This window comes from Sphingomonas montana (assembly GCF_001956315.1).
GTDB classification, from domain to species: domain Bacteria; phylum Pseudomonadota; class Alphaproteobacteria; order Sphingomonadales; family Sphingomonadaceae; genus Sphingomonas_R; species Sphingomonas_R montana.
This window is the reverse complement of record NZ_KV887143.1, coordinates 191,418-209,538: the sequence shown is the minus strand read 5'-3', so window position 1 is coordinate 209,538 and position 18,121 is coordinate 191,418. Positions and strand designations below refer to the sequence as shown.

At 69.2% G+C, this 18,121-nt stretch carries 11 protein-coding genes; 7 read left to right on the top strand and 4 right to left on the bottom strand.

What is annotated here, in order from left to right; genetic code table 11:
* Nucleotides 1–2: 2 nt before the first annotated feature.
* From BKY59_RS04445 to BKY59_RS04435, 3 genes are all read right to left on the bottom strand, one after another.
* Nucleotides 3–2,726: an exo-rhamnogalacturonan lyase family protein gene (locus BKY59_RS04445; RefSeq protein WP_076068876.1), complete on the bottom strand. Its 2,724-nt coding sequence runs from the start codon at nucleotides 2,724–2,726 to the stop codon at nucleotides 3–5.
* Nucleotides 2,723–3,319 carry a DUF6250 domain-containing protein gene (locus BKY59_RS04440; protein WP_240499952.1) on the bottom strand — a complete coding sequence of 199 codons (597 nt, stop codon included), beginning with the start codon at nucleotides 3,317–3,319 and terminating at the stop codon, nucleotides 2,723–2,725. Before BKY59_RS04440 ends, BKY59_RS04445 begins: the two co-directional genes overlap by 4 nt.
* Nucleotides 3,320–3,411: 92 nt before the next feature.
* Nucleotides 3,412–6,564 carry a TonB-dependent receptor gene (locus BKY59_RS04435; protein ID WP_165374790.1) on the bottom strand — a complete coding sequence of 1,051 codons (3,153 nt, stop codon included), beginning with the start codon at nucleotides 6,562–6,564 and terminating at the stop codon, nucleotides 3,412–3,414.
* 190 nt (nucleotides 6,565–6,754) lie between these two features.
* On the opposite strand from BKY59_RS04435, the gene BKY59_RS04430 reads away from it, so the two are divergent.
* On the top strand, nucleotides 6,755–8,677 hold the full coding sequence (locus BKY59_RS04430; RefSeq protein ID WP_076069007.1) for a rhamnogalacturonan lyase: 1,923 nt from the start codon (nucleotides 6,755–6,757) through the stop codon (nucleotides 8,675–8,677).
* A gap of 27 nt (nucleotides 8,678–8,704) precedes the next feature.
* On the opposite strand, the gene BKY59_RS04425 is transcribed toward BKY59_RS04430, so the two are convergent.
* Complete coding sequence (locus BKY59_RS04425) at nucleotides 8,705–10,015, bottom strand: oligogalacturonate lyase family protein (protein ID WP_076068873.1); 1,311 nt, start codon at nucleotides 10,013–10,015, stop codon at nucleotides 8,705–8,707.
* A 152-nt stretch (nucleotides 10,016–10,167) separates the two neighbouring features.
* On the opposite strand from BKY59_RS04425, the gene BKY59_RS04420 reads away from it, so the two are divergent.
* The 6 genes from BKY59_RS04420 to BKY59_RS04395 all read left to right on the top strand — a co-directional run bounded on the left by BKY59_RS04420 (nucleotide 10,168) and on the right by BKY59_RS04395 (nucleotide 18,103).
* Nucleotides 10,168–10,965, top strand: a complete 798-nt coding sequence (locus BKY59_RS04420; RefSeq protein WP_076068872.1) for a rhamnogalacturonan acetylesterase — start codon at nucleotides 10,168–10,170, stop codon at nucleotides 10,963–10,965.
* Entirely contained in the window at nucleotides 10,947–12,206 is a 1,260-nt protein-coding gene (locus BKY59_RS04415) for a rhamnogalacturonan acetylesterase (RefSeq protein WP_240499951.1), read from the top strand. Before BKY59_RS04420 ends, BKY59_RS04415 begins: the two co-directional genes overlap by 19 nt.
* A 2-nt stretch (nucleotides 12,207–12,208) precedes the next feature.
* A complete protein-coding gene (locus BKY59_RS04410) occupies nucleotides 12,209–13,168 on the top strand; it encodes an alpha/beta hydrolase (RefSeq protein ID WP_129586191.1) in 960 nt (319 codons plus the stop codon).
* Nucleotides 13,165–14,706, top strand: coding sequence for a rhamnogalacturonidase (locus tag BKY59_RS04405; protein WP_076068870.1), 1,542 nt, complete (start codon nucleotides 13,165–13,167; stop codon nucleotides 14,704–14,706). The genes BKY59_RS04410 and BKY59_RS04405 overlap by 4 nt, the downstream gene beginning before the upstream one ends.
* A 92-nt stretch (nucleotides 14,707–14,798) precedes the next feature.
* Nucleotides 14,799–15,116: an L-rhamnose mutarotase gene (locus BKY59_RS04400; RefSeq protein WP_076068869.1), complete on the top strand. Its 318-nt coding sequence runs from the start codon at nucleotides 14,799–14,801 to the stop codon at nucleotides 15,114–15,116.
* The gene (locus BKY59_RS04395) at nucleotides 15,113–18,103 is read left to right on the top strand and encodes a glycoside hydrolase family 35 protein (RefSeq protein WP_240499950.1); all 2,991 of its coding nucleotides are present in this window, start codon (nucleotides 15,113–15,115) and stop codon (nucleotides 18,101–18,103) included. Before BKY59_RS04400 ends, BKY59_RS04395 begins: the two co-directional genes overlap by 4 nt.
* Nucleotides 18,104–18,121 lie beyond the last annotated feature (18 nt).

Sequence of the window (18,121 nt, the reverse complement as noted above, 5' to 3'; positions counted from 1 at the left end):
ACCTACTCGGCACCCCCGGTCTGGCTGCGCCGTACCACCGTCGGCAGCGTTGCTCCATCCAGCGCGGTCGGCACCAGCGCCAGCAGCTGGATCGCTGCCAACCCCCATTGCGACGCCGCGTTGGTCGAGACATTCGGCCATTCCACCACCCCGCCGGGGAGCCGTATCCGCGGGTCGCCCGCCACCGTCCCCAGCCCGGCCACCCCGGATGCGAACTCCCCCGCGGCCCGCGCCGCCAGTGCAGCATCGCTGCTTTGCTGCGCAGCATAAGCGGTCAGTCGCGAATGCCCCTCGCGCAGGTTGCGCGGCCCGAACCGGCCACCGAACTTCGCCAGATACTCCGCCTGCGGGGCATTGTACCATGTGCAATATTCGGTCCACGCCGCCTTGTACCCTGGATTGTCGATCAGCCGGATCAGCTCCGCACTGATCTCCACCGCCCCGAACACGGCGTTCAGGTGTGATAGCCGGATCCGGTCGCCCGGATCGCGGAACCGCCCGGTCGCCAGGTCGAACGGCGCGCTGCCCGTCATCCAGCCGCGCGGCATGCGGCCGATCGTATCCATCCCCGCGAACAACCGGTCGCACCAGCGCCGGTCGCCCGTCCGTTCCCATTCGGTCAGCCACGCGCCCGCCAGCGTCGCCCAGGTCGTGCCGAACGACATCTCGATCGTGCCGGCCGGCAACGCCGCATGCACCGCGCCGGGCACCTTGCGGCCGATATCCACCGCGGACAGCGTCCGGTCCGAATCGATCAGCGCATGCATCAGGTCGCCGACCCGTTCGTCCGCGGTCAGATAGTAGAAGATCCGGCGATAGGCGGCGTTGCTGACCCGCGGCTGCTTGCTGCTGTCGCTCCAGTGTTGCACGCCGTGGCGCGTCCCCATCCCCCTGAACCGCCCTAGATGATAGACGTCGACCTCGCCGGTATGGCGCGTCATCGCCTCCGCCAACCGGAACGTCGTGGCGTCGCCGGTCCTGAGCGCGCTGTACCACAGCCACAGGTCGGGCGAGAGTTCGCTGTTCGCCCAGGCGAAACCGCCGATATCGTACCGCCACTGGTGCCGGTCCGCATCGTAGCTGTGCATCACGTCGCCATGGTTCCAGAACCCGTACCACGATCGCCGGTCGACCTCCCCGGCGTAGAAGTCGATCAGGTTCGCCAGCTGGTCCTCCACCATCCGGCGGTTGGGCGTCGACCGGTCGGGCAGCCCCCAGTCGCCGAACACGCCGGCCGCATGGATGCGCGCGGGCACCACCATCGCCTGCGGCGGCGTCGCGACCATGTCCGCCATCGCCAGCAACGTCGCGGTCGGCGGCGTCGCGGCGCAGGCCCACAGCGTCAGTTCGCTGGTCCGCGCGGTCCCGGTCGCGCTGTCCCAGCCGGGCTCATAATCCTCATAGGTCACCGCCAGGCCCTCGTTCTGCGCGGCGAAACCCTCCATCCCCATCGTGTCGCGATACGGGCGCAGGTCCATCGGCGCGGCATCGGGCGACCAGAGCCACGCGGTCAGCGTCGCGCGCTCCGCCGCGGCATCTCGAATGTCGATCTGCGACGGATGCCGCTCCCAGAACCAGCGCGACGCCAGCGCCGCCCCCCCGGTCGGCGACCCGACATAGCCCAGGCCCGTCGCGCGCGCGCCCTCCCCCGCGGCGATCCAGCCCTGCCCGGCGTGCGTTCGCTTGGCGATGGTGAAACCACGCGCCGACAGCTGTGCCAGCGACACGTCGCTCCACGCCGGAATACGGTCCAGCACGTCGCGCACCGCCGGCGCCATCTCTGCCAGCGGCGGCACCGCGCGCCCCTCTACCTGGGCCACGCGGAACGCCTTGCCCGGATCGCGCCGCAACCCGGTCAGCGGCCGCACCCCTTCGGCGAACATCCCCCCGTTACCCGTCGCCAGCCGCAGGTGGCGATCATGCAGCGCGCCCGCCATCGGCACGCCCACCCGCACGCCCAGGGCCGCGATGAAGTCCTTCGCCGGATCGCCATCATGGACGAAGCTGTGGACGATGCGCAGCGACGTCGCGCCGGCATAGGCATAGAGCCGCACCACGAACGGCAGCATCCGCCGCCCCGCGCCTGCATGCATCCCCTCCAGCCGCACGACCGCACGCACCGGCCCCGTCTGTTCCACCACCACCCGGTCGATCGTACCGGTCAGGTCGCTACGCGTCCTACCCGCCGCATCGGTCGCCAGCATCGCCACCAGCTCGGTCGCGCCCACCACGATGCGCCCGTCGATCCGCGCGGCGCGCACCAGCGCCGATCCGGTCCGGCCGATCTCCCATTCCAGCGCGCCCGTCGCGACGAACACTGCATCCGCCGTCTGGCGCACGCGGACCGGATCGGCAGGCCGCGCCGGGGTGCCGGGCACCACGACCAGAGCGTCGCCGACCGCCCCCGCCGCGAGCGCATGGGCCGTCCATTTCACCGATCCGTCCGGCCAATAGGCGGTCGGCCACGCCTGCGACGGCACCCCGCGCCCGGCCCCGTCGCGCACGGTCAACGCCCGCCCGCGGCGCAGGCTTCCTTCCGGCCACGGCACGCCGAACGTGTGCCCGGCGTTCAGCACCGGGGCGACCCCGTCGATCCAGCGGACGGGTGCTGCCGGGGCCGGGACGGACGGACGCGCGGCAAACCCCTTGCCCGGCATCGCCGCGGCCGCCCCAGCCAGCATCGTGGTGCGCAACGCGGCGCGGCGCGTGATCCGGGTGCGATTCATGGCGTGGTGATCCTGATCTTGCGGAAACGAATATGGCTCTGCGTGGTGCGCAGTCCGAACCAGCCGGACGTGTAGGGTGCGGGATCGTCCATCGCGAACAGCCGCCGGCCATCGCGCCACACCGCGATCCGCCCGCCGTCGGCGACCAGCCGGATGCGCGTCCAGCGGTTCGGCACCAGCAGGCTCGCCGCGTCGTTCCGGTCATGCTGCGGCAACAGCGGCCGCACGCCGGCCTGCCCGACATAGCGCCGCATCCGCGTCGATCCGTTCGCGTTCCCGCCGATGCCGACATAATAGAGCCTCAGCGTGTCGTAATCGGCGAATGCGCCGGACCGCACCATCGGCACCCGGCCATCCGGTTCGCGCGCCATCCAGAACGCGTTCACGTCGCTCACCCGGTCGTTCGGCCCGCCCGCCGATACCGCCATCGCCTCGAACCGGATCACGACCGGGCCGGCGATCGGTGGCCGATACCACAGCGTCAGCCCTGCCGGCGTATCGACATCGATCGCGCGCGCCCCGAACCGCACGACGGCCGGCCGCTCCGCCTCCACCCGCCAGTCCGCCGCGCGCCAGCCCGCAGCTTCGGGCACCGTGGCGCATCCCGCCAGCGCCAGATACGCCAAACCCGACCACCATGACGGCGGCCGGGTCGGGAAGGCACGGAACGAAGGCACCGAAACCCCTAGAATTTCAGCTGCGCACCCACGAAGATGCGCTGGCCATTGTCGGTATATTCGACGACGCGGGCCGCATCGATGAGATCGCGGCGGATTTCCTTGGTCAGGTTCAGCCCCTCGACCCAGAAGCTGAACATCGGCGTCAGCCGGAACAGCACCTTGGCGTCGACATAGGTTTCGCCGCCGCGGTAGAGCGGATTGTTGCCGTTGATGGCGCTGGTCGCAAATGCCAGCCAACCCGTCCGCTTGTTGACTGAAACACGCGCGTTCAGCCAGTCCTTGTCGTAGAACATGCTGGCATTGTAGGTATATTTGGACAGGCCGGGGAAACCACTGAGCGGTTCGTTGGTCGCCAGGTTGGTCAGCGACTGGTTGAGCGCGCGGGCGTAGGTCATGTTGCCCGATGCACCAAACCCGTCGAACGGCGCCGGCAGGAAGGTGAACGCGGTCTGGACGCTCGCCTCGATCCCGTCCAGCTTCGCGCCGAAGCCGTTCGTCGGCTGGCGCACCGTATACAGGATGCCGTCCCCGAACAGATCGACGCCGTTCAGCGTCTGCGCCGGCAGGACGAAGCTGGTCACGTCCTTGTAGTAATAGCCGACACTGATGAGCGTATCGCGGTTAGGATACCAGGCGACGTTCAGATCATATTGATCGGCGCGGTAGGGCTGCAGACGCGGGTTGCCGGCGGTGCAGGTATCATCACCCGCAATGGTGTTGGCCGCGTCGATCAGACAGTTGATCGCCGGCGACAGATCGATCGGCCGGGGCCGCGCCAGATTCTTGGCGTAGGTGGCGCGGATGAACAGGTTCGACAGCGCTTCCAGATTGAGGTTCACGGCCGGCAGCCAATCGTCGTAGCTGTTGTCGATCGACACCGCCTGCACCCCGGTTGTGACCGTTTCCAGCACGGGTGCGATCCCGTTCACGCCGGTGCCGGGCCGGATCCGGTTTTCCCGGCGGGTGTTCACGCTGGTCGATGCGTTGCGCGTGTGGGTATAGCGGTAGCCGGCATTGCCGGTCAGCGTCATCCCGAAGATTTCCTGTTCGAAGTTGATCTTGAAATAGGCGGACTTGATCGTCTCGTTGATGATGTAGGACGGGATCTGCGGCAGCCCGTCGGCGAACAGCAACGTGTTCTGATTGAACCGGGACAGATCGAAGAACTGCGACAACGACGCTGGTTCGAACAGCGGGATCGCCAGCCGGTCCGGTGACCCCTCGGCTTGCGGGATACCCGTAAACAGCGGCGCGCCGCCGGTGACGCCGGTATTGCCGGACAGGAACTGCTGATACTGCTCACGCGTGAAGTAAACGGTGTCCAGCGCCGGGCCGGTGGCCGGGACCGGACCGATCACCGAATTGGTGGTGACGTTGTTGTTGGTCTGGAACACCGCCGGCACGCCGACAATTCCGGCGGCGGGCACCGCCACCACTGCCGGCGTAAGCAGCCGTGCGCCGCCCGCCTGGAAGAGATCGAGCCGCTGCTTGCGATATTGTCCGCCGACCTCGATCTTCTTGAGAAACGCCCAGCCGGTGTCGTAATCGGCATCCAGCTTTAATTGGTCTTCCTTGGCGGTCGAGCGGCTCGGGCGATACTGGATGCTCGGCCCGGCCTGCACCAGCGGCTGGCCATTGGCGCCGGTCCGCGAGAAATTACCATAATCGGCAGCGTTGGCCGGATCGAAGCTTTCGGGGAAGGTGATGACTGGCAGGCCGGCTTCGTTGCGGCGATCGATGCTGATGCCGCCGACACCTGTGCTGATGCTGATATTGTTCGTGTTGTTGGTGTTCTTCGCGGAGGAGCGCGAGCCCAGACCGATGAAGTTCAGCGGGCCGATATCCCATTTGAAACCGGTCTGATAATATTTGCTTTGCTCGTTATAATCGAAATCGCGGCGGTTGACGCCGACGATCCCGTTGGCGCCGTTGAACGTAGGCACAGCGGTGGCGCTGATGTTCAGTCCGTTGCGCTGGGTGATGATGCTGGTGACCACCTGATCCTCGACCGTGGTGGTGCCGGCGGTGATCTGCGGACGCGAGGTGCCGCCGGCCGCGTTGGCCGCCAGCGCCGCGTCGAAATTATAGCGTTGGTAAACCCCGAGATCGACCGAATAGTTGACGTCGCGCAACGTCTGGTTGCGATAGTTCAGCTGCGCCTGACCCCAGACCGAGAAATTGTTCGCGACTTCGAACTGCAACTGGCCGTCGATCGACGTTCGATTGTCACTGCGGTCGAGCGTGCGGTACCGGACGGACTGCGGGGCCCAATCGAAGAACTGCGTCTCGCACGCCAGGCGATTGGCGGTGGCGACGGTCGCCGTATTGCCGGTGGTCCCGCCGCAGCTCGCATAGGTTGCGAAGTTCGCATAGAGCGGGTTGACGACGGTCTTCTGATCGGTCCGGTCAAAATCGGCGATCCGGTTCCAGTTGGTATTGGACACGGAGTCACCGCGCGTGTCGACCTGGTTGTGCGTGACGTTCAGGATGACGCCCAGCCGCCCGTCGAGCAGGTCGGACCGGCCGGCCAGCAGGTTGAACCGCGGCTGCCACTTCTTGGTCAGGTTCAGACGCTGCGCCTCACCCTTGATGCTGAAGATCGGGTCCTTCAGGTCGAGCGGACGCCGCGTCTCGACACTGACGGTGCCGCCGATCCCGCCTTCGGTCAGGTCGACGGTGTAGCCCTTGTACACGTCGATCGACTTGACGAGTTCGACCTGCAACTCGCGGAAATCGCCGGTCCGGCCACCCAAAGCGCTCTGCTGGCTGACACCGTTGATCTCGATCCGGTTCAGATCGGGTTCCACGCCGCGGATCGATATCTGATTGCCCTCGCCGAACTCGCGGCTCAGTTGCACGCCGGTGATCCGGCTCAGCGCCTCGCCCACATTCTTGTCGGGGAAGCTGGCGATGTCGTCGGCCACGATCGAATCGACCACGGTGCCGGCGTTCTTCTTGCGCGCGATCGCGGACCGCAGCGATTCACGCGTTCCGGTGACCAGGATGTCGCCGTCGGTCGGGTCGGACGTCGCCGACGGCGTGCTGGCGGCGACGCTGGACTGCTGCGCAAATGCGGGCGCGCCCATCAGCGTGGCTGCGGCGATGACGCCCCAGGATGCCGTTCCGGCCATCCCCCGTACGCGCATGTTTCCGATCATCGACTGTCCTCCCCCTTGGCGTGCGCCAACCGCGGCCCGTTGTCCGCGACCGGTCATTCTGCGCCGTCTGAGGAGTACATAACTCCCACATTTCCAGATTGAAACAACAATTTTGTCATATATGATAAGCACACACAACATGTGGGACCAAGGCGCGGGCATGGACCGGTGCCTGTCTAAGGAGAGCCTGATGCCCCGGACCGCCGTCATCGCCCGCATCCTGGCCGGCCTGTCGCTCGCCACGCTCGCTGTCGCCGCCTGTGCGGCACCGCCGGCCGGCCGGCTGGAGATGCTCGATCGCGGCATGGTCGCGGTGCCCGCGGCCGGCGGGAACCATGTCTCATGGCGGCTGCTGGCGACCGACCCGACCGACGCCGCGTTCGTCGTGCTGCGCGACGGGCGGCGGATCGCGCCGGGCGGGACGACCGGTCAGGCGGGTGCCACCAGCCTGATCGACCGCCAGGGCACGCCGGCGTCGATCTACACCGTCGCCCGCGCGGACGGCGTCGGGCGCGCGGGGCGGGCCGGCGTATGGCGCGACGGCTATCTGACGATCCCGATCGACAAGCCCGCGGACCGCACCACCCCGGCGGGCGAAACCTATTCCTACCGCGCCAACGATGCGAGCGTCGGCGATCTGGACGGCGACGGCCGGTACGAGATCGTGCTGAAATGGGATCCGTCGATATCGAAGGACAATGCGTTCGGCGGGTATAGCGGCGAAACGCTGGTCGATGCCTATACGCTCGACGGCAAGCGGCTCTGGCGGATCGATCTGGGCCACAACATCCGGTCCGGCGCGCATTACTCGCCGATCATGGTCGCCGACCTGGACGGCGACGGCCGCGCCGAAATCGCGATGAAGACGGCGGACGGCACGGTCGACGGCGCCGGCAAGCCGATCGGCGACGCGAAGGCCGACTGGCGCGGCCGCGACGGCCAGGTGCCGCAGGCCGACCGGACGGGGGCCATCACGCTGCCCGACGGGCGCAAGGTGGCGTCGATGGTTGGGCGCATCGTGCGCGGGCCGGAATATCTGACCGTGTTCGACGGGCGCAGCGGCCGGGCGCTGGCGACCGCGCCCTACGCCGTTCCGCGCGACGACCGGACCGACAGCCCGGACGTCGCGCGAATGACGGAGATATGGGGCGACGGTTATGCCAACCGGTCCGACCGCCATCTGGCGGGCGTCGCCTGGCTCGACGGACGGCTGCCCAGCCTGGTGTTCGGGCGCGGCTATTATGCGCGCACGACGGTGGCCGCCTGGGACTATCGCGGCGGCAGGCTGACGCGGCGCTGGCTGTTCGACAGCGGCGCGCCCGGCAACGCCGACTATGGCGGCCGCGGCAATCACCAGCTGTCGGTCGCCGATGTCGACGGCGACGGGCGCGACGAGGTGATCTACGGATCGATGGCGATCGACGATAATGGCCGCGGGCTGTGGACCGTCCCGCTGTTCCACGGCGACGCGATGCATGTGTCCGACCTCGACCCCGCCCGTCCCGGCCTGGAGAAGTTCGGCGTGCAGGAGGATGTCCGGCGCAACGGCGGGATCGGTTCGGCGATGCTCGACGCCCGCACCGGCGCGATCCTCTGGACGAAGCCGGCGGACAAGGACACCGGGCGCGGCCTGGCGATCGATATCGACCCGCGCCATTGGGGTGCGGAGGCGTGGGGATCGAACAGCGCCGAACTGTACGACGCCAAGGGCACCGTCATCCCCGGCGGCCACCCGCGGTCCGCCAATTTCGGGCTGTGGTGGGATGGGGACCGGTTGCGCGAACTGCTGGATGGCAACCGCATATCGAAATGGGACTGGACGACCGGTACCGAGACCCGCCTGCTGACCGCGGACGGCACCGCGTCCAACAACGGCACCAAGTCCAACCCCGCGCTCAGCGCCGACCTGATCGGCGACTGGCGCGAGGAGGTGCTGCTGCGCACCGCGGACGACCGTGCACTCCGGCTCTACACCACGCCGATCCCGACCACGGAACGCATTGTCACGCTGATGCAGGATCCCGTCTACCGGGCGGGCGTGGCGTGGCAGAATGGCGGCTACAACCAGCCGCCGCACGTCTCCTATTATCTCGGCGCCCCCGCCCCGCGATGAGGGGCGGGGGCGGCGCGGCGGCTCCGGCTACCGCGCCCGCGCCACTTCCACCGCATAGATCTGCGGATCGCCGTCCTTGTTGGATCGGAAGATCAGCCATTTGCCGTCCGGCGTGAAATGGATGTTCGGTTCCAGCCGGTAATCATGGCCGCGCATGTCGACCAGCTTCTCCGCCGTCAGCAGCCCCGGCGCGATCAGGCTGGCGCTGTCGGCGGCGTGGATGCCCGCCACGTCGGGAATGGCGCTTGGGGTGAAGGCGTAGATCCACTTCCCGTCCGGCGCGTGCGCCACCATGCCGGCATCGCCGCCGTCGCCCGCGAACAGCCGGCCGTCGGGCGACTGCGTATAATGCACCGACCACTGGTCGCGTTCGAGGTGATACCAGGTCCGCTTCCGCGTCGCGATGTCATAGCCGGCCAGCCAGAACACCTGCCCACGCGGGGTCTGCAGATCGTACCAGATCGTCTTTCCGTCCGGGGACCAGTATTCGTGGCCGGCTATCTCCATGTTCATCGTGCGGGCATGCACCTTGGTCAGGCCGCTGCCGTCGGTGCGGATCGTCCAGATCCGGTCCACCTTGTGCCACGGCCCTTCGTGGCAGAACATCAGCAGCCCGGGATCGGTCGGCGAGAATTGCAGATGGTTCAGCCAGTCCGTCGCGCGGTGGACGACCTTCCGGGCGCCGGTCCGGATATCGATCGTGAAGATCTCCATCGGAATCTTCGCCTCCAGCCGGTCGTTCAGCCGCACCTCCTTGGCATCGGCGAACGGCAGCGGCTTTCCGTCCGGGCCGTTCGCCGCATAGTCCGCCTGGCCGTAGCGCGCCGTGCCCGTCCCACCAGGCTGCAGCGGCATCGCGCGTTCCGCCACCTGCCCCAGCAGCAGCGTCTCGTCCGCGTTGATCGACCCGATCGACCCGGCCGGGATCGTCGCCACCGTCCGCGCCTTGCCGCTGTCGATGTCTGCGGCGAACACCGTCGTCGCGCCGACCTCCCCGTTCGGCCCGCCGCCCGGCCCGGCCTTTCCCCGCCGCGCATAATAGACGGTCCGCGTGCGCCGCCCAGCGAACAGCAGTTCCAGCCCGGCGCCGCGCACGATCGGCCGGATCGACCAGTCCTTCAGGTCGATCGCGGCGATCCCGTCCGCGGTCGCGATCACCATCTTGTCACCTTGGGGGGTGAACGGATTTTGATGGAAATACAGGCTCGCCATGCCCGGCGCGGTCGAAATGCGGACCACGCGGTGGCCGGTGGCGGGATCGATCACCGGCGTCGCGGCCGGTGTGCCCGTACCGATCGCCAGCGCGCACAGCGCCGCCGCCCACATGCCCGTCCGCATCGCGCTCTCCTCTTTTCTTATCGATCGACGTCCGCGCTATCATATCAACTATGGACATGCCATTCCATGATGTGGGAACAGTCCAGCGATCGATCCGCGGCATGCCGACAGGATCGACCGGCGCCTGAGGAGATACCACGATGTCGCGACGGATGATCCCCAGCCTGGCTGCGGCGGCCCTGCTCCTGGCGACCGCCACGACCGCCGCCCCGCCCGCGCCCGGCACCACCATCTTCATCGCCGGCGACTCCACCGCCGCCCCATACCGCGCGAACCGCGCGCCGCAGACCGGGTGGGGGATGCTGCTGCCCTGCGCGCTCGACGCGACGGTGCGGGTCGAAAACCGCGCGGTCGGCGGACGCAGCACGCGCACCTTCATCACCGAAGGGCGGCTCGACCGGATCGCCGCGGACATCCGCGCGGGCGACGTGCTGCTCATCCAGTTCGGCCATAACGACGCCAGCATCGACAAGCCCGAACGCTATGCGCGGGCCGACACCGATTATGTCATCAACCTGCTGCGCTACATCGGCATCGCGCGAAAGGCCGGCGCGTTCCCGGTGCTGCTCACCCCCGTCCCGCGAAACGCCTTCACAGGCGCCACCGCGGACGAGAGCTTTCCACGCTACGCCGCCGCCATGCGCCGCGTCGCGCAGCAGACGAACACCCCGCTGATCGAGGTCGGTCGGCAGGGGGCGGCATGGCTGACCCGGACCGGGGCGGCACGCGCGCAGGCGTATTACCTGCACCTGCCCGTCGGCACGACCAACTATCCCCGCGGGTTGAGCGACAACACCCATTTCAGCGAGGCGGGCGCGCGCGGCATCGCCACGATCGTGGCGCGTGGCCTGCGCGGCCTGAACCTGCCGGTGTCCACGCATGTCCGCGGCGATGTCGCGCCCCCCGGTCCGGTCGCCCGCGGGCCGATGGCGTGCCCGGTCCGGCGATGATCGCGCCGCTGGCCGCAATGCTGATCGCCGTCGCGCCCCCTGCGCCCCCTCCCGCGCCGATGACCCCTGCGACGACCACCTATGTGCTGGCCGGCAAGGCAGCACCCGGCACCGTCGCGGTCGCCCCGGACATGATGTTCTCGACGGCCGCCGGCCACGGCTACGAACCGGGCGGCCCCGGCCTGTTCTCGGTCGCGGTCCCGCCCGGCAACTACGGCGTCACCCTGACGCTGGGCGACCCAGCCCGCGCCGCGGTCACCACCGTGAAGGCGGAGTCGCGCCGCCTGATGCTCGATCGCGTGGCGACGGCGCGCGGCCGCACCGTGACGCGCAGCTTCGTCGTCAACGTCCGCACGCCGGCGCTGCCACCCCCGCCCGCCAACGCGCCCGGCGGATCCGCCGTCCGGCTGAACGATCGCGAACAGGGATCGCGCAACTGGGACGACCGGCTGACGCTGGAACTGCTGGGCACTCCCGCCGTCGCCCGCATCCAGGTCGCGCCCGTCACGGTGCCGACCGTCTTTCTGGCCGGCGACAGCACGGTGACCGACCAGCCATCCGAACCGGCGGCCAGCTGGGGCCAGATGCTGCCCGCGCTGTTCGACGAGGGTGTCGCGGTCGCCAACCATGCGGAGTCGGGCGAAACGCTCAAATCCTTCATCACGGAGTTGCGGCTGGACCGGATCCTGGCCGAAATCCGGCCGGGCGACTGGCTGTTCGTCCAGTTCGGCCACAACGACCAGAAGGCGCAGTGGCCGCAAACCCACGCACCCGCCGCCACCACCTACCGCGACTATCTGCGCGTCTATGCGGCGGAGGCGCGGCGGCGGGGCGCGACCCCGGTGTTCGTCACCTCCCCCGAACGGCGCAGCTTCGAGCCGGACGGCCGGATCAAGCCCACACTGGCCGACTATGCCGACGCGGTCCGCGCCGTCGGCCGCGAACTGGACCTACCGGTCATCGACCTGAACCGCGCGACCATCGCCTTCTACGAGGCACTCGGCCCGGCGCGCGCGCCGCTCGCGTTCAACGACGGCGGCCGCGATGCGACGCACCATAATGGCTATGGCGCGGACCAGATCGCCCGGATGGTGGCGGCGGGGATCCGTACGTCCGGACTGCCGCTCGCCCGCCACCTGATCGCGGGGCGGCCCTATGATCCGGCGCATCCCGACGCGCCCGAAAGTTTTACCGTGCCGGCCAGCGCGGCGCGCAGCGACCTGCGCCCAAGGGGGAATTGACGATGGACCTGGATCGCCGCGCACTCATCGCCGCCGGGCTGGCCGTCACCGCCACGGCCGGCGCGCAACCCCGCCCTGCCGCCGCCGCGTCCGCCCGTTTCCCCATCTGGCCCGGCCGACCGCCCGGATCGCCGGCCACGCCGGTCGTCGATGCGGTGGTGCGCCGGTCGGTGGACGGTCCGGCCGACGACATCGCCTGGCCGCATGTCGGCACGCCGATGCTGACCGTCACCCCCGCCGCCCGGCCGACCGGCGCGGCCGTGCTGCTCGTCCCCGGCGGCGGCTATACCCGCGTGGCGGTGGGGCGGAACGGATCGGCGATCGCCGCCTGGTTCGCCGCGCGCGGGGTTACCGCGTTCGACCTGCTGTATCGCCTGCCGCACGATGGCTGGGCGGCGGGGCCGGACGCGCCGTTGCAGGATGCGCAGCGCGCGATGCGGCTGATCCGGTCGCAGGCCGCGCGCTGGCGGATCGATCCGGTGCGCGTCGCGGCACTCGGCTTCTCCGCCGGCGGGCATCTCGCAGCCCGGCTGGCCGCACGGTCCGCGCTGGCGACCTACGCGCCGATCGACGCCGCCGACGGGCTGTCCACGCGCCCGATCGTCGCCGGGCTGCTCTATCCGGTCGTCACGCTGACCGAACCGTTCGCGCATGGCGGATCGCGCAAGGAACTGTTCGCGGGAACGCCGTCCCCCGCCGACCTGCGCCGGCTATCGACCGATCAGGATCTGCCCGCCGACATGCCGCCCACCTTCCTCGCCCACGCCGCGGACGACCGCGTGGTGAAGGTGGACAACAGCCTGCTCCTCCATGCCGCGCTGCGCCGCGCGAACGTGCCCGCCGAAATGATCCTGTACGAACGCGGCGGTCACGGCTTCGGCCTGAAGCGGGCGGACGGAATCGCCTTTACCTGGCCGGAACAGTTTGTCGGCTGGGCGAACACCCACGGCCTGGGCGCATGATCGCCGACCGCCGCACCGTCGCCACCGGGCTGATCGGCACCTTGGCCGCCCTGTTCCCCTTCCCCGCCCACGCGCGCACGATCGTGGACGTCCGCCGGTTCGGTGCGGCGGGCGACGGCGTCCGGCTCGATACCGATGCGATCAACCGCGCCATCGCGGCCGTATCGCGGGCCGGCGGCGGCACCGTGCGGCTGACGGCGGGCCGTTATCTCAGCTTCTCGATCCGGCTGCGCGATAATGTGACGCTGCTGATCGATCGCGGCGCGACGCTGCAGGCGGCGGACCCCGCGGTCCACGCCGGCCGCTACGACCTGCCCGAACCCAACCGCCATGATCTCTATCAGGATTTCGGGCATAGCCACTGGCACAACAGCCTGATCTGGGGCGACGGGGTGCGCAACGTCGCAATCCTGGGTCCGGGGACGATCGACGGGCGCGGGCTGACCCGCAACGGCCCCGGCGCGCGCTGGCGCAAGGGCACGGGCGAACGGCCGCTGTCGATGCGGCAGATGAGCCGCGCCGAAATCGACAGGCTGGAACCCGACGCGCGCGCCATGGACGGGCTGGGCAACAAGGCGATCGCGCTGAAGAACGCCCGCAACGTCCGGCTGGCGGATCTGACGATCCGCGACGGCGGCCATTTCGCGGTACTGGCGACCGGCGTGGACGACATGGCGATCGAACGGCTGACCATCGATACGCAGCGCGACGGCATCGACCTGGATTGCGTCCGCCGCGTCCGCGTCACCGGCTGTACCGTCAACACCCCCAATGACGACGCGATCGTCCTGAAAAGCAGCTGGGCGCTGGGCGAAACACGCCCGTCCGAAGACGTGCTGATCGCGGACTGCCGGGTCAGCGGCTATGATCCCGGCACGCTGCTCGACGGCCGCCGGCTCCGCACGCAGGCGGTGGCGCCGGACCGCGATCGGGTGACCGGGCGGATCAAGCTGGGCACCGAATCGACCGGCGGCTACCGCAACGTCACGATCCGCGACTGCCGGTTCGATCGGTGCCGCGGGCTGGCGCTGGAGGCGGTCGACGGCGGCATCATGGAAGACATCGCGATATCCGGCCTGCGCATGCACGAGGTGACGACCGCACCGCTGTTCGTCCGGCTGGGCGACCGGCGCCGCGGGCCGGACGGCACCGGCATCGGCGCGGTCCGCCGCATCGCGATCCGCGACGTGACGGCCACCGGCATCGACCATCGCTACGCCGCCACGCTGGCCGGGCTGGCGGGCAACCCGGTCACCGACATCGCGCTGTCCGACGTCCGGCTCGTCTATGCCGGCGGCGGCACCGCGGCGGACGCGGCGCGCGCGATCCCCGACGTGGCCGATGCCTATCCCGAACCCAGCATGTTCGGCGTGTCACCGGCCTGGGGGCTGTTCGCCCGCCACGTGCGCGGGCTGGACGTCCGCGCGCTCACGCTGGAAACCGCCACGCCCGACGCCCGCCCGCCGATCCTGCTGGCCGACGTCGCCGGTGCCACCGCGCTCGCCACGCCGCGCTGGTCCGACCGGATCGTCCGTTGACACCTACAGTTCGACAATATATCTCACATGTTGGATAGCAGTCTCACATGATTGGACTGCGCGGCACAGATAGTACGGAGGGGGAACGCGCCATGACCACGCATGCATTCCGCATGATGCTGAAGCCGGGCCAGGCCGACGAATATCGCCGGCGCCACGACGCGCTCTGGCCCGATCTCGCCGCCGCGCTCACCGATGCCGGCATCCACGACTATGCGATCTTCCTCGATCCCGAAACCAACGCGCTGTTCGCGGTGCTGAAGGTGCATGACGACGCGGACCGTCGCGCGACGCTGCCCGGCTTGCCGGTCATGCAACGCTGGTGGGACCATATGGCCGACATCATGGAGGTCGAACCCTCCAACCGCCCATGCGAGACACCGCTGATCCCGATGTTCCACTTCGCATGATGCGTCGCCTGCCCCTGCTAACGGTGCTGCTGGCAACCGCGATGCCCGCGTCGGCCGCCGCGCCGCGCGCATCGGGCACGCCGCACGCCGTGACGTTCGATCGTCATTCGGTGATGATCGACGGCCGGCCGACGGTCCTGTGGGGCGGCGAATTCCATCCCTTCCGGCTGCCCAGCCCCGACCTGTGGCGCGACATCCTGCAGAAGATGAAGGCCAGCGGCTACAACACGGTCGCGATCTATTTCGACTGGGGGTATCACAGCCCGAAACGCGGCGTGTACGACTTCACCGGTGTCCGCGACATGGACCGGGTGCTCCGGATGGCGGCGGAGGAGGGGCTGTACGTCATCACCCGCGCCGGGCCTTATGTGAATGCGGAACTGACGCGCGGCGGCTTCCCCGGCTGGCTGGTGAACCAGTCGGCCAAGGCCCGCACCGACGATCCGGAATATCTCGCGGCGGCGGACGAATGGCTGACGCGGATCAACGCGATCATCGCGCGGCACCAGCTGACCGACGGTCGCGGCACCGTCATCCTGCACCAGATCGAAAACGAACTGGCCGTCGTCCAGCCGACCCAGGCGCGCTACATGCAGCATCTGTACGACAAGGCGCGCGCCGACGGAATCACCGTGCCGATCTTCCACAACGATCAGGGCCGCAACGGCTATTGGGTGCCGAAGGGCGCGAATGTGCCGAAGACGGTCGAAGGGCCGGTCGATCTCTACGCGTTCGACGGCTATCCCGGCGCTACCTGCGACGTTCACAACCGGCCGACCAACGGCCCGCCCGCCCCCGATTGGGGTCTCTACGGCACCGGCGGTGCGCGCGGCGGCGCGTCGGCCAGCCCCAACACGCCCGGTTTCGCGGCCGAATTCGGCGGCGGCTGGTTCGATTACTGGGGATCCAACGGCGGCTACGACTGCAACGCGGTGCAGCGCGGCAAGCGCTACCAGCGGGTCTTCTACGGCACCAACATCGCCAACGGGATCACGGTCCAGAGCTTCTACATGACCTATGGCGGCACCAGCTGGGGCTGGCTGCCCGCACCCGTCGTCTACACCAGCTACGACTATGGCGCCGCGATCGATGAGGCGCGCGGGCTACGGCCCAAGGCGCTGGAACTGAAACAGCTCGGCCAGTTTCTGGCGGCCGCCCCCGATATCGCGCGGATGGACAGGGCCCCGCCCGCCACCGCCAGCGACCCGGATATCCAGGTCTATCACAACGTCAACGCCGCCACCGGCGCACGGCTGTTGTTCGTCACGCACAAACCGTCCAACGGCCGCAGCGACGACCGCTTCACGATCACCGCCGCGCTGAAGGATGGACCGACCACGTTCCCGGCCGGCGCACCGATGCGGCTGAACGGTTTCGACGGAAAGCTGCTGCTCGCCGACTTCCGGCTGGAACGACAGGAACTGGTCTATTCCACGTCGGAACTGCAGACCCATCTGCCGCTGGGCGATACCGACCTCGCATTGTTCTACGGGCGGGCGGGCGAACCGGGCGAAACCGTGCTGCGCTATGCCACGCAGCCGACCGTCACCGGCCCGGTCGAACAGGTTTACGACGCCGCGAAGGGCCGGCTCAGGCTGAACTACACCCATGCCGGCATCGCCCGCGTGCAGATTACCGGCGGCGGGCGCCCCCCCCTGACGCTGCTGCTGGCCGACGAGGACAGCGCCGCGCGCTTCTTCCGCACCGAAAGCGCGGCCGGCCCGGTCCTGTCGCACGGTCCCGACCTGGTCCGCAGCGCGACCGCGACGGGCGGCACGCTGGCGCTGACCGGCGACGTCGCCGTGGCCGCGCCGCTTGAAATCTGGGGGCCGCCGGCCGTCCGCACGCTGCGCTGGAACGGCCGCGCGCTGCCCGTCACGCGTGGCCCGGGCGACAGCCTTGTCACCGCCGCGCTGCCCGGCCCGGCCGTGATCGCGCTCCCCCCGCTGACCGACTGGCGGCAGGCACCGGAATCGCCCGAGGCGCAGCTCGGCTTCGACGACAGCCGGTGGGCGGACGCCAAGGGCGCACGGCAGACCGCAACGATCCGCCCGCCGGTCGGTCAGCCGAACCTGGGCATGGACGCCTACGGCTTCCACGAAGGGGACGTATGGTATCGCGGGCGCTTTGCCGGCGGCACCGATGCGCGCAAGCTGACCCTGCACTATGGTGCCGGTGGCGCGGGCATGTTGCAGGTCTGGCTGGACGGGACGTTCGTCGGCCAGCACGAACTGGCCGGCGGCCTGCCGCGCCCGATCACGACCGGCGTCGCCGATTTCGTGCTGCCGGTGCGGGCCCAGGCGGCGGGCGAGCATCTTCTGTCGGTCATGGTGCGCAACAATTCGCACAATTGGGATCTCGATACCGACGATTTCCACAAGGAAACGCGCGGGCTGATCTCCGCCTCGCTCGCCGCCCCGACCAGCCACAGCTTCGCGGTCCCGATCGCGTGGAAGATCCAGGGGACGCAGGGCGGCGAGGACATCGTCGATCCGGTCCGCGGCGTCGCCAATAATGGCGGGCTGTTCGGCGAACGTGAGGGCTGGCACCTGCCCGGCTTCGCGGACGGCGGCTGGGCGAAGACCCCCGCCCCGGCCGGCACCCCGTCGACCGCCGCGACACCCGGCACCACCTGGTATCGCACCGCATTCGACCTGGGCATCCCCACCGATCAGGACGCCACGATCGGCATCGCGATCGGCAACACCGCCAAGCCGCGATCGGACGGCACCTACCGCGTGCTGATCTTCGTCAACGGCTGGAACATGGGGCAGTTCGTCGCCAATGTCGGGCCGCAGCGCATTTTCCCGGTGCCCGCCGGCATCCTGAACCATCGTGGCCGCAACACGCTCGCGCTCGCCGTCACCGGCGACGGGAAAGCCGGCAGCGCGCTGGAACCGGTGAAGCTGGTCACGATCCGCAATGTCCGCGGCGGCATCCCCGTCGCCGCCGTCCCATTCCCTTCATGGCGCGCCCGCGCCCGATAACCCCAGCCGGGCGCCCGC

Coding starts and splice junctions, on each gene's coding strand:
- BKY59_RS04445 (WP_076068876.1), bottom strand. CDS start 2,726: ATGAATCGCACCCGGATCACGCGCCGCGCCGCGTTGCGCACCACGATG.
- BKY59_RS04435 (WP_165374790.1), bottom strand. CDS start 6,564: ATGATCGGAAACATGCGCGTACGGGGGATGGCCGGAACGGCATCCTGG.
- BKY59_RS04430 (WP_076069007.1), top strand. CDS start 6,755: ATGCCCCGGACCGCCGTCATCGCCCGCATCCTGGCCGGCCTGTCGCTC.
- BKY59_RS04425 (WP_076068873.1), bottom strand. CDS start 10,015: ATGCGGACGGGCATGTGGGCGGCGGCGCTGTGCGCGCTGGCGATCGGT.
- BKY59_RS04420 (WP_076068872.1), top strand. CDS start 10,168: ATGATCCCCAGCCTGGCTGCGGCGGCCCTGCTCCTGGCGACCGCCACG.
- BKY59_RS04410 (WP_129586191.1), top strand. CDS start 12,209: ATGGACCTGGATCGCCGCGCACTCATCGCCGCCGGGCTGGCCGTCACC.
- BKY59_RS04405 (WP_076068870.1), top strand. CDS start 13,165: ATGATCGCCGACCGCCGCACCGTCGCCACCGGGCTGATCGGCACCTTG.
- BKY59_RS04400 (WP_076068869.1), top strand. CDS start 14,799: ATGACCACGCATGCATTCCGCATGATGCTGAAGCCGGGCCAGGCCGAC.
- BKY59_RS04395 (WP_240499950.1), top strand. CDS start 15,113: ATGATGCGTCGCCTGCCCCTGCTAACGGTGCTGCTGGCAACCGCGATG.